Source organism: Yoonia sp., assembly GCF_046292185.1.
In the GTDB taxonomy this organism is placed as follows: domain Bacteria; phylum Pseudomonadota; class Alphaproteobacteria; order Rhodobacterales; family Rhodobacteraceae; genus Yoonia.
Window position 1 is genome coordinate 1 of sequence record NZ_JBKBQY010000014.1, and the last position, 14,348, is coordinate 14,348.

The window sequence follows — 14,348 nt, forward strand, 5'->3', positions numbered from 1 at the left end:
TCCAAGGGCAAGATCGCGCTGGCCGGATCGGTCGCGGTCAACGTCGTGACAGGCGTCGGCGGCAATGACAGCCAGACCGTCGTGCAGGTCGCCGATGCCGTGCTTGCTGCGGACCGGATCACCCTGACCGCCAGCGATGACGCGACCATCGTGGGCGCGGGCGGTGCGGTTGCCATCAATCTTGACAAGGCAGGGGCGGCGGGCGTGGGGCTGGGCGTCTCTGTCAATGTCGTCAACCGCGCGGTGGGTGCCACAGTAACCGGCACCAGCCGTCTGACCGCCGATGATGTCGCGATTTCCGCCGCGATGCGGGCTGCGCTATACGGTTTTGCAGTCTCTGCAGGTGTCGGCAAGACGGGTCTGACCGGTTCGGTGACGGTCAACACGGTTTCGACGGCGGCGCGTGCCGGGATATTCGGAACTGCCGATGACCGGATCACGGTCAATACCAACAAACTGTCGATTACCGCGGATGAAGATGCAGTGATCTGGTCGCTGGCCGGTGCCATTGCTGGCGGGTTCAAGACAGCCGCCGGTGGCGCGCTGACCATCAATGTGATTACCGCCGAGACCGAGGCCGGTCTGGTCTTTGCCGATGTCCAGCAGCGCGAGGGGATGCCCGCGCTGGAACCCGATCCGGCAGCGCCGGGTGGTGATGACGATGAGGAAACACCGCCGTTCCAGATCGTTTCGACCCTTGATGCCGTGACCGTCACCGCCACCAGCCGCAGCCGGATCGGCACGCTGGCCGCCGCTGGTGCGGGCGGGCAGGACAATGCCATCGGTCTGGGCATGTCGGGCAATGCGATCCTTGCCGGTACGGTTGCGCGGATAGATGACAGCCGGATCAATTATGCCGCTTCCGTCGATCTTCTGGCCCATTCGGATCGCGCGATCCGCAGCCTTGGCGGTGCCGCCGCCTTTGCCGGGCGCAATGCGGTGGGTGCCGCGGTGACGGCCAATGTGATCGACCGCAATACGACGCTGGCCAGTCTGGACCGGTCGGAGATCATCACGCTGCAGGGCGATATCACCGCCCGCGCCAACGCGACGAGCCTGATCGAAAGCGTCGCCGTCGCCCTTGGCGCGTCGGGCAAGGTGGCGGTATCGGGGTCGGTGACGGTCAATATCACCACCGGCGAAACCATGGTGCGCGCGAAGGATGCACAGCTCGTCTCAGCGGGCGGGATCGTGCTGAACGCGCAGGACAAATCCGATATCCGCAGCCTTGCGGGGGGTGCCGCCTTTGGCGGGACCATCGGGATCGGCGCGGCGATCGCCGCCAATGTGCTGGCCCATGATACGGCTGTTATCGTCACGCGTGGCGGGCTGGTTGCCCAAGACGGTGATATCGACCTGACCGCCCGGAACGATGCCAGGATCGACACGCTGTCCGTCGGCGTCGGCGCGACGCCTGGCAACACCGCATTGGCCGGATCGGTCGTCGTGGCCTATATCGGCAATTCCGCCCGGGTTTCGGCCAATGACGTGGCGCTGGATGCCGGCGCGGGCCGGATCGATGTCGCCGCTCTCAAGACATCGCAAATCCGCGCGCTTGCGGGTGCTGCCGCGCTTAGCGGTGGCGGTGGCGCAGTCGGTGCTGCGGTCACGGTGGCAGTGATCCATGACACGGTTTCGGCGGAACTGGCCACCAACCGCGCCGTGCGCGGCGGGGCGCTGGCGATCACTGCGACCAATCAGGCCAGTATCGATGCCATCGCAGCCAGTGCCGGGGCATCCGGTGATACCGCCGTGGCCGGATCCTTTGTCTTTGCCATGATCGGCAAGGCGCCCCAAGGCCGGGCCGAGACACCCGAGATGGAAGGCCTGTCCGAGGGCGAAAAAGACCCTATTGCAGACGCGCAGACAAGAACCGGCGAAGAACGCGACAACGCCTTCAACCTTGTCGGCAGCGAAACCGGGCTGTTGCGCGACCGTCTGGCGCAGGAACGCCCAAGCGACGCAGCGGCCACACCCAGCTTTGCGCTGGATCAGGCGGATCTGACCTATGCGGGTCTGACGGTGCGGGGCGCAGGCACACTTGACGTCGGTGCGATCGCTGTGAATGCACAGGAACTGGCCGTCGGCGGCACCGCCGTCGATGCCGAAAATGCGACAGCGATCCGCGACCGCGCCAATCTGCGCAGCCTTGCCGGTGCCTTTGGCGTCGGCGGCACGGGCGGCGTTGGTGCTGCCTTCACGGTTAACCTGTTGTTTGGCGAAACCATCGCCGAGGTCAATCTGCCCAGCGGTGCCAACACCGCTCTGGCCGGAGATCTGAGCGTGACCGCCGTGCAGGACGGTGTGATCCAGACCGCCGCCGCCAGCGCCGGTGTCGGCGGTACGGCGGGGATCGCGGGATCGGTGACGGTCAATGTGATGAACCGCGCGCTGCGCGCCGGTGTCTACGGTGACAACGGGATCGCGACCCTGTCCGCCGACGGCGGTGAGGTCAACGTGCGCGCCATCCAGACCGGCCTGATCCAGAGCCTCGCAGGCGCAGTCGGTGCCGCAGGTGATGTTGGGATCGGCGTAGCCGTTGGCGTGAACGTCATGGCGGACAGCGCGACATCGGAAATGGTGCGCGTGCGCGCCAATACGACTGTCGCCCTGCCGCAGCCCGACCCGGATGCGGAACAGGATGACATCGCGCCTGACGCGGAACCCGTCGATCTGACGCCGGGCAATGTCGCTGTCACCGCCCGGCAGGATCTGGCGATCTATGGTCTGGCCGTGTCCGTCGGGGCGGCGGGCACCGTAGGGATCAGCGGCAGCTTTGCGGTCAACGTCAATCAGGCGCGCATGACCGCGCGGATGTACCAAAGCGATATCCGCGCCAATCAGGTCGATCTGCGGGCGACCGGCGATGCACAGATTTTTAGCCTTGCCGGGGCCATTGCAGGCTCTGGCACGGTGGCGGTCGGTCTGGGCGCGGCGATCAACGTGTCATCGATGAATGTGCTGACTGACTTTGACGCCAGCCGCATCGTTGCGAACGGCCGGGTCCGGGTTGAGGCGGTCAGCGCCACCAGCCTGTCGGGCAATGCCATCGGCGGCGCGGCATCGGGAACGGTTTCGGTGACAGGGACGGTCGTGACCAATGTCGCGACCAACAACATCGCTGTGCAGGTGCGTAATACAACCGGTCTTGATGTGGATTTTGACGGCACGCTGGCGGATGCAGATCTGCCCGACGATGCGGGCACAGGCACGCTGGGTGCCGATATCCTGACGGATGGCACGGTATTGGTCCGCGCCGAAGGCACCAATACGATCAGCCTGCTGGGCGGCGCCAAGACAACAGACGGCGTTGATGCAGACGGCAATCCCACCACCACCGGCGCGACCGAAACCAATGACGGCGGCGTGCCCAGCGTCAATGTCAGCATCGCGGTCGGCGGCTCGGCCGGGATCGGTGGGTCAGTGTCGGTCAACCGGACATCAAATGATGTACTGGTCGCTTTGGCAGGCGGGTCCCGGATCACCGGACTTGGCAACAGCACCGCGACCAGCGCCGCGCTTGGCACCATACGCGGCGTCGCGGTCGAGGCGAATGCCGGCACCAGCATCAAGGTGCTGACGGCAAATGTCGGCGCCGGGCTGTATGCCGGGGTGTCGGGCGTATTCGGTTTCAACATCGCTGAAGACAGCGCAAGGGTGCTTATCGGCGATGGCAACTTTGCCGGATCGGGCGCGATCAACGCGCAGCGGCTGAACGAGGATGGCGATATCATCATCCCCAATGCCGGGCAGGACAGCTATCTGTCGGCGCGGGTGCGCAATGATCTGTCGCAGTTCAATCTGGCGGTCGGGATCGGCGCGGGGGGCGTGGGTGCCGCATCTGGGACGACGCTGGTCACCTCACTGGCCGAAGTCGTGGTGGACCGTGGGCAGGTCGCTGCCGCCGATCAGGTGAAGATCAGCGCGCTGACTGATACATCGGTGATGTCGATTGCCGCCGGTGCCGCTGGCGGTGCCGTCGGCGTGGGCGGCAGCGTCGGGGTGAATATCCTGTCGTCGCAAGCGATTGTCACACTGCGCGGTGCCAATATCGGCGCTGGCAGGCTTGCCACCGGTGACGGTGCGCTGATCGAAGGCGGGTCCGTCGCGATCAATGCCGATGTCATCAGCCGCACCATCGCTGCCACCGGCGCGATTGCTGTTGGGGCGGCGGCTGCCGCAGCGGCTATTCAGGTCAACAAGTTCGATTCCGTCGCGCGGATCTCTGTCCTCGATGCGGGCGTCGGCGACAATATCGACCAGACCCGGATCGATGCGGGCGGCGATATCAGCCTTGATGCGCGCAGCACGCTGGACAATGTCGCGGCTGCCGTCGGCGGCGCGATCAGTTCAGGGTTTGCGCTGGCGGCCAGTATCAACATCAATCTGGTTCAGGCCGAAACCGCAGTGGTGATTGACCCCAACCAGCGGATCAACGCAGGCCGGGATCTGCGTCTTTCCGCGCGCGAGGATGTCGATCTGCGCAATGCCAGCGGTGCTGTGGCGATTGATCTTGGCGGTGGTGCCGGTGTCGGTGCAGCCTTTGACCTGGCGATTTTCAGCAGCAAGACCAACGTTACGGTCGGCAATAATTCCGTCCTGCTCGCGGGCCGCGACATGAAGGTCAACGCAACCGCGAACCGGCGTCTGGCCAGCACGGTCATCGTCGGTGCCGTGGGTGGCACGGTCGGCCTGTCGGTCGGGCTTTCTGTGGTGCAGATGGGCAAGGCCGTCGTTCTGGGTGACAGCGCCAATGAACAAAAGGCGCAGACCGCCCGTGCCGGTCTTCTGGCCGAAGTGCAAAGGGATCTGGATGGCGATCAGACCACCGCCGATCAGGACCCCGAACTGAGCGCGGAAGACCGCCAGCTGTCCGAAAGCAATTCCATCGAGGCGCTGACCGCCCGCGGTGGCGGTTCCGGTGTGCGCAGCGATATCGTCGCGGCGCGTCAGAACGTGAATGTGACCGGTCAGGCCGCCGTTCCCGATGATATCGGTGTCAGTATCGATGCTGACAGCACGCTGCGCGCCGGTCGCGATCTTTCGGCCACGGCGACGGGCAATGTCAGCGTGTCCCAGATCGGTGGATCGCTGGGCGCGGGTGGCGTCGGCGCTACGGCAGGTGTGCTGGTCGGCAATGTCGGCCTGACATCGTCGGTCGATATTGGCGCGCGCGCGCTTCTGGCGGCGGACCGCGATATCCGGTTGCAGACGCAGACGCGGCCATTGGATGCTGAAAGCCTGCGCATGCGGTCCTATTCACTGGCTCTTGGGGCCGTCGCCATCGGCGCAGGGATCGCCGTCGGCCAGACCAGTTCTGAATCGAAAATCACTATTGCCGAGGGTGCCCGCCTGGTCGGGAATACCACCGATGCCGCGCGCAACGTCACCCTGTCGGCGACAAGATCCGATGTGATCGACGCGCAGGTGCTGAATGTGGCCGGCGGTCTGGCCGGGATCGGCCTTGTCGTCGTCACCGCCAGCAATACGGGTCGCGCCGCGATCACCATGGCCGGCACAAGCGCCGCGATGGTCGATATCCGCGCGGCGAATATCACCGCCAGTCTGCGCGACACGACGCGCACGCAGGCCCGCGGGATCGGGGCCGCAGGCGGTATCTTTGCGGCGGGCAATGCGACGGTCGTCATCGCGACGAACCGGGGGCAGGTTGATCTGCGGCTGGACCATGCCGGACTTCAGGCCGCGGGCAATATCAGCCTGCAATCCATCAGCGAGGCCGAGGCATCGGCCCGCGCCGATGGCGTCGTCGTGTCCGGCGGCGTCAGCATCGGTGCCTCTGTCGCAGAGGCCACGACCGAAACCGAGATGACGACCAGCGTGACCAATGGCGGGATCGTCGGCAACAATATCGACATCCAGACCCTGCTGCGCGCGGCATCCGGGCGCAACAATGCGGCGGCCACGGCGTTTTCCGCTGCGGGCGGCGTGATCGCCGGCAATGGCGCGCAGGCGCGGGCTTTCCTTGATTACACGATTGCGACCACTTATTCCGGTCTGTTCTTTGCGGTGGACCGGCTGTCCGTCGCCGCCAATTCATCCGGCGGGCGCGGCGCGGCGACGGCCAGCGGTGTCACCGGCGGGCTGATCGCGGTCGGCGTCGTTCTGGCCGAGGTCGGGTCAAGCAGCGCGCGCACCTCATCGGTGACTACCGATATCAAGTCAGGCGATTTCTTTGCGGCTGAAATGTCGCTGCGCAACGTCTCTGGCGCGGGCTTTGCGTTGACGACCACCGCCGGGTCCGGCGGTGCTGTCGCCGGGTCCGCCTCTGTCGGGACATCGCGGGTTGCGGCCAAATCATTGACTGATATCGGTACGGCGGGTGCGGTATCGCTGGTTGCCACTGGCAAGCTGGATATGGCGACGGGCCATGACGGCACCTTGCGATCTGAGATGAACAACATCAACGCCACGTTGGTCGGCGTGTCGGGCGTGTCGCAACAGACATCCTATGTCACTGCCGCCGATATGCGCCTGCGTGGCAATGTGGCCCTGCGCGCGGGCGAGCTTGACCTGCGCACCAACCAATCCGTGCAACGCGCCCGTGCCAGCGGCAATAACGGTTTCAACATCCGCTCTGGCAGCGGTGGCGCGCTGGATGCGGTGGCAATCAGGTCCGTGGTCACGCTGGATGCCCGCACCAATACCACCATCGATGACGGCGCGCGGCTGACCCAGACCATGGTCAACCGGCTGAATGAACCCGAGGAATTCCGTATCGGAGCGTCCAGCAATCTGGACCTGACGGACCGCGTTCTGCTGGATTCCGGCGGTGCCATCGCACTGCCGCGCGGTGAATCCGAAATCCGGGTCAGCCGCGATGACACAGCGGTCAATATCGGCAACAGCCGGATTCTGGCCGAAGGTGTGCTGCTGGTGTCCAGTGGGTCCAATATCGGCATCTTGGCCGAGGTAGATGCCAATACCTATGGCCTTGCCGGCGCTGCATCTGGCGCGACCAAGGCGATCTATAACGGCAACAACCTGATCAATATCGCCTCGGGTGCCATGATCGAAGGGATGCGCGATATCGAATTGCGCGCAGGTCAGATCGCGCGCCAGACGCAGGTCGTGAATGTGCGCGCCGAAACCCGTCTGTTCAATAAAACCGCCATCCCGATCCCCACGGATCCTGTGGCGGATGCACTGGCCAATACCACATCGCGCGTGACCATCGGCGCGGGCGCATCGGTCGAGGCGGTGCAGGATATCTACATCAATGCCATCGGCGGTACCCGTGACGTGACAGGCTATGGCCGGGGCAAGGATCTGTGGCGCGAAGTTGCCGCAGCCATCGCCAATGCCATCGGCGGTATCTTCGGTGCTGCGCCGGTCGCACTTGATATCAAAAGCGGCACCAGTACCGACAACCGTGACAACGGGATCATCGTCAATGGCTATGTCCGCGCCGGATCGCGCAACAGCCAGCGCCTGCTTTTGAACCAGCAGAACGAGATCGATACTGCATACGACGGCTATGAAGCCTGGGAATATGAAAATATCGGCTGGCGCGTGATCGAAAACTTCGGCGTCTTGGGTGATCTGCAACAGCGGGTCGACGAATTAAATGCCTTTATCGCAGGATGGGGAAGCCGGACAGATGAGAGCAGCAGGACGGCCGTCGCGGCCTGGACTGCCGAACGCGACCGTTTGCTGGTGCAGGTCAATGCGACCGCCGGACAGCGGGTCACGCTGATCGATGTCGATGCGATCCGCGCCACCGGCGGCAGCATCTTCATGCGCGCCGATTATGTCCATGGCTCTGAGACCGGCACGCTGCGCGCCCCCGGAGAGGCGATCATCGACATTCTGGTCACTTCTGCCGCCTTCGTGCGTGTGGACCGGCTGACGATCCCGGCACGCTCCGGCGGGCGGGTGACGCTGAACGACGTCGATGTGAATTCTGCCGCGGAAATCCGTGACCTGACCGCGCGCGGGTCGGCGGCCGAGCATAGTTATGCCCTGATCGCTGGTCTGGCAGAGGAAGGGCCGCTAGTCCGTGTGCGATCCACTGGATTGGCAGAATTTAATACAGAAGGTCCTGCGGGCACGATCATCCTCAACGGCGACATTGAAAACCTGCGTGGCACGGTCGAGGTGACGACACAGGAAGGTGATATCGACGTGCGCGCCGATGTGGCCGCGCTGACGATCAAGATGGAAGCCACCAACGGCAATTTCATTCAGGGCTACACCCCCGGCATCACCAATGTCGGCGGCACCCCGGCAGCGCAGGCTGTTGCCCGTGCCGAGGGCCAGCTTGTCGTGACATTGGAAGGCCAGTACGGGCTGTTCTTTGACAGTGTCCAGCGGCAGAATGAAAACTGGGTGCGCAATGCCGCCGCCGGACAGGTGTTCACCGAATACCGGCCGCTGCCGGCGATCAAGAATGATGGCGGTATCCGGGCCGGTAAGAACGTGTTTATCAGCGCCGATATGCTGAATATCAACGGGCTGATCCAGGCAGGGCGCGGTGCCTATTCCGTCGTGATCGATGAAACCATTGATGGCGATCTGTGGAATGAAATTGTGGAACGCTATGGGGCCAACGGCACGGGCCGTGTGCTGATCCATAATCCGGCCAAAGGCGATGACGGCGATGTGGTCCGTAGCGCCTTCATCGACAGCGATGTGCCGGTCTATTGGAACTATGACGACAATCGGATCGAGGTTGCGCGGATGATCGTGCAGGGCGGTCAGGTCGATTTGGTGGGCAATATCCTGTCCACCGGCAACGGCCGGATCGAGGCGCTGGACGGGTTCGGGGAAATCACGCTGGACAGCAACACGAAACTTGCCATCGCGCTGACGCGGATCGACACCGGCGGTTCCGGCAGTGGCGTGGAAGGCGTGGTGCGGATCACGGATACGTCGAAAAACGTTGCAGCCGACCGTTTCCTGACCACCGAATACCGCCGCCTGGATGGCCAGGTCACGATCTACAACAACCTGACCGAGCGTGAAGTCTTTCTGTTCGACGACGAATCCATCAAAAATGCCTCGGACGGGGAACGTCCGACGCGCCGCGTACCGTCCAATCTGGTTGCCACCTTGGGCGCGGGCAGTCGCAGCGCGACCTATGACCCGACGCAGGGCCGCGATCTGATCCTGCTGACCGGCGAAAAGATCGTCACCACCTATAACATGCTGGAAAAGGAACTGGTCGTCATCGGTTTCCGGGGCGTGCGCCGACGGGTCGAGACGGTGTCGACCGTCCGTTCCGTGGAACGTACCCAGCTTGGGCCTGCGCCCACCTTCGGGTCGCTGCCCTATCTGGGGGCCAGCCTCGAAGGGCAGACCTATGATTACGCCTTTGTCGGCCGGCAGGTTCAGAACAGCTTTGCCCCTAATACGCCCAAGCGCGAGGTGCATAACTCGGTCCGCTGGTGGAAGCTCGGCTCTGGCTGGATTCACCGCGCCTATGAACGGGTGCAGACTACCGAACAGCTTTATGAACATCGCCTGAACGCCAGCAAGACCATCGATATCGCCTTTGGCGGCAGCGATGTCGGCGCGCTGAACCTGCGCACGGCGGGCGATCTGATTTTCAGCGATACGGTCATCAACGCCTATGGCCAGTCGGTCGTCGCATCGACAGGTGGGTCTGTGCGCACTGAGTCAAACGAGGTTGCGCTGAACACCGCCAATCTGTCGATCACAGCAGGCGGTGGCAGTATCACGGGCAACGGCGATGCGTTCAACGTCAACCAGTTCGCTAATACGACGCTGACGCTGACCGCGCGCGACAACATCTTTGTGCGCGAAACCGGCGGCAACATGAATCTGGTGTCCGCGACTTCGACAGCGCCGTCCTCCGGCGGGGCAAGTTCCGCCAGTTCCGGCAATATCCATCTGATCGCCCGTGGCGATCTGGTGCATCTGCCGGGGGCCGGTCTGGTGCAGGGGGCCAATATCCGGCTTGAATCGATCACCGGTGCCATCGGTGCCGAAAATGCGCCTGTCCGCACCGATCTGATTGGTGGCCGCCTGAACGCCGATGCCGCCCGCGATATCGCGATCCGTGAAGTCACGGGCGATCTGGGTGTCGATACAATCCGCTCGCGCGGTGGATCAGTCTATCTGCACGCCCTGGACGGGTCCATCACCGACCGCAACAATATCGAAGACCGCGACATCCGCACCGAGGCGGAACTGACCCAGCTATACGGCGAAGGTCTGGGCCTGTTCGGCGACGGGCTGGAGGCCCGCGCGGCGGAACAGCTTGCCGCCCTGCGCGCCCAGCGCGAGCGCATGTTCGACGACTACTGGATCGCCCGGCAAGAATCCGGTGGCACCGCCGTCGATTTCACGCTGGACAGCCAGACCCGTCAGGTGCTGGAACAATCCAGCACGGCTGACATGGTCGATGCCTATGTCGCCAGCCGCCAAGCGCTTTATGCTGAATGGAACGCCCGTGCCACGCGCGACGATGCTGATGCGCTGATCGGTCTGACCGATGAATTTGCCGGTATTTTCGACGGTGCAGGCTGGACCAATGACCAGTTGACGCAGACCCTGTCGGCGGGGCTTGTCCGGCGCACAGGTGACACCACCGCGCGCGTCGAGAATCCTAACATCATCGCCAACAACAACATCGTCCTGCGCGCCAGCGGATCAGTGGGTGAACTGACGCCCGATTACATCATCAATCCGGGCGCTACGCTGACCGCCGCCGATCTTTTGGTGCTGGGGGCTGCCGACCGTCTGGATCTGTTCGATGAAGACGGCAATCTGCGGCTGGACAGTGACGGCAATATCCGTGTGGTCCAGCGCGAGGATGTAAATTTCGCCTTTGCCGGTTTCGATGATGCGGGCCGGCCCATCGGCAGCCTGACCGTGGTCGCCAACGGGCGCGAGATTTTCGTGGGCGCCGAAACCGCCGCCGCGATCCGGCAGGTGGATGGCACGGGCGACGTGCAGATCCTGATCAATGGCGCCATGACCGATGCGTCGGGCGATGATGCGCCTGCGGTGCGCGGCTCGATCCTTGTTCTGGAATCGGGCAACCAGCATTCCATCGGCACGCAGGACAAACCGCTGAGCATTGAAATCCTGCCCGGCGGGTCGCTGAACGCGCGGTCTGGGCAGAATATCTTTGTCACCGCCCCGTTTGGCGATCTGCCGATCGAGGCGCTTTTCGCCGGGCTGACCGCATCCGTGACCGCCAAAGGCGCGATCATCGATAATGTCGGATCGGCCCTGCCACGGATCGTTGCGCGCGATATCGCGCTGGATGCCGGCAGCATCGGTGAAGATGACAACATGCTTGGCATCGAATTGACCGATGAAGAAGATGGCCGCATCACCCTGACGACGCGGACCGGCGCGATCTATCTCGATGTGGTCAGCGAATTCAGCCTTGCGCGCGCCGAACTGGCCTTTGGTGGCCGGATCGAGGCGCGCAAGGGCGTCACACTTTATGGCAATGACACGCTGACCTTCGGTCTGCTGTCCACGCTGCGGCTGGAAACCCAGACCGGCATTCTGCGTGCTGGCACCACGGGGCGCAATATCACTGGCGGCACGCTGGACCTGTTCAGCGGCGGCGGCACAGGCTCCGGCGATCTGGACCGTCTGACCACCGCGCTGGTGCAATTGTCCTTCACCGGATGGGGGGATGGCCCAACCGCGCTCTGGCTGGAGGAAGAGGATTCGATCCGCATCGCTTTCGTCGACCAGACCACGGACGCCGCGTCGCAGACCGATATCAACGCCAGCGGTGACATATCGCTGGGGCAGGCGACATCGCAATCGCGCACCCGGCTTGCCGCAGGTGGCAGCATCACCGACGGGACGATCATCGCCGCCGAAACCACATTGGAGGCAGGCCAGGATATCGGCAACCTGTCGCGGATCGAAGTGGAAACAGCGTTGTTCCGCGCCCGGACGACAGATGGCGACGCGACCATCCTTCTGCGCGACCGCGCGGTGGATATCGACCATGTCACCATCGGCGGCGCGGGCCAGCTTGATCTGCGCAGCACTGACGCCGCCGTGCGGCTGCTTGCGGCGGGCGATGCGCTGAACTTCGGCACCGGCCTGTCCGATGGGTTGGGGATCATGACCGCAGGCGGCGATATGCGGCTTGACCTCACCAGCCTTCTGGCGCGTGCGGATGTTGCCTCAAACGGTGGCGATATCACGGTCGGTCTGGTCGGTGATCTGGTCCAGAACAGCGCATCCGGCATTCTGTCCGGCAGCGGCGCGATCAGCGCCACAATCGGCGGTGCGCTGTCACAGGCGCAGAACGCACGGATCGTTACCACTTCGGGCGATATCACGCTCAAAGTAACCGCGGCACTGACACAAGCGGATGCATCCAGCATCATCAGCAACAGCGGCACGATCCTTGCCGCTATCGGCGGCGATTTGACCCAACGCGACGGGTCGCAGACCGCCACCGTATCAGGCGATATCACCCTGACCATCGGCGGGGCCCTTGCCCAATCGCAGGCATCGCGGATCGGCTCGGAAACGGGCGCGATCAGCCTTGATGTCGGCGGCGATATGGCACAGGCGGGTGCGTCATCCGTGACAACCGACAGTGGCGACATCGCGATCAGCGTCGCACAGGACCTTCGCCAGAGCGCGGACAGCTACATCGCATCCGGCACGGCCACATTGGCAATCGACGTGGGCGGCGATTTCGATCTCGCCTTGATCCGGACGACCAATGCCAGTGACGACGCGCTGCGCCTCAATGTGGACGGCACGCTGCGCAAGGTTGCGGGCACCGGGCTGAACATCGATGCGGCAAACACCGGTGGCCTGTCGGTGCTGCGTCTTGGGGCATTGGCACCCGTGGGGCCGGTGGGGCTGGAAACGGATATCGACCGGCTTGATATCATCGTCACCGATGGCGACTTGCATATCAACGACCGGGGCCGGATGACCGTGGAACAGGCGTTGGCCGAGACGGGCAATGTCGATATCTTCGTCGAGGACGAAATGGTCGTGCGCAATGCGCGGTCCCTGCGCAGCGGTCAATCGCATGTCGTGCTTTCGGCCTTGGGCGATATCCGGTCCGATAACGCGACACTGCAGGGCGATATCGTGTCCTTGTTCAGCTTCGGCGGCGAGATCACGGGCGAAACGCAGGATTACTTCCAGGGCGACGTCATGGATGGCAATGACCTGCGGCTGCTGTCCGACACGGACATCCGCTATCGTGAAATGTCGGGCGATCTGTTGTCGCAATTCGTGCTGGCGGGCAATGGCGGGCAAACCGGCGATCTGCTCATCGACGTGGTCGACGGCAGCTTTACCACCGGTCTGCTGGGGGCGGTCGGTACGATCACCCTGCGCGCTGCCGATGTGAAGGTCGCGTTGATCGGGCGGGCGACGATAGATATCGCGGATGAAACCAACCTTGCGCTGGTCCGCCCCGGTTTCTATGGCACCGCAACGGCCCAAGCGCCACGGGTGCTGGATATCACCGCCTATCGCAGCGGCGGGCGGATCGATCTGGGACTGGCCAATATCCGTCAGACGGCCTCGCTCTATGCCGATAATATCGCCGGACGGCTTTACGATATCGACCCTGCCAGCGATCTGGCGGTGAACATGACCAACCCGGATGGCGGTTTCGTGTCGCAGGTCTATCTGCGGGTCATCGGCGATGGCGAAGGCTATGCCTTTGCCGATCCGGTGATGCCGTTCAGCGTCGGATCAGCGGATGCACTGTATAACGATATGTTCGATCTTGTCGCCAACCGGCTGTTCGCCAGCACCGGCACGCTTTTGCTGCAAGACAGCATGATCGGCACCGGCGAGGTGATCCATGCCGGACCATTCTTTGTTGGCACCAACAACCGGATCGACGGCGACGTCTACTTCCGCCAGCGGACCTTTGACCTTTATGCCCATACCAATTTCCGTTTCCTTGATACCGAAGCCGATGCACAGGTTTTTGCCACAGATGAGGGCAAGATCGGCTTTACCATCCGCGATCAGCTCATCCTGACCACGCAGGATGTGCTTGTGCTGAACCGCAAGCTGGCCGGGGTCAGCCTTGATGGCGGGCAGGGCTACACGCCCGATGTCGGTGTCGAAACCGAAATTCTGGGCGGCAGCTTTATCCGCGGCACAGCGCGCGGCGGCGTGCTCGACTCCGTCGCAGGCGCGCTGGAAATCCTGCTGGCCGAGGAGGAGGAAGAAGAAGAGCTGATCGAAGGCGAAGAGACCGAGGGTGACGATGCCCCCGATCCTGCCGCGATGGACACCGCGCTGATCGAGCATCTGCGCGCCTCGCTGTGATGGGGAAGGCGCGGCGCCTCAGCTTTGGCAGACGCATCGGCAGAAATGCCTGACGGCATGATGGGCCGCCGCCT

The 14,348-nt window shown here is 63.6% G+C and carries 1 protein-coding gene; it reads left to right on the plus strand.

Features of this window, described 5'->3' with window-relative positions; translation table 11 throughout:
- Positions 1-45 precede the first annotated feature (45 nt).
- Positions 46-14,274: a hypothetical protein gene (locus tag ACK4TM_RS04315; RefSeq protein WP_409697272.1), complete on the plus strand. Its 14,229-nt coding sequence runs from the start codon at positions 46-48 to the stop codon at positions 14,272-14,274.
- Positions 14,275-14,348: the final 74 nt, after the last annotated feature.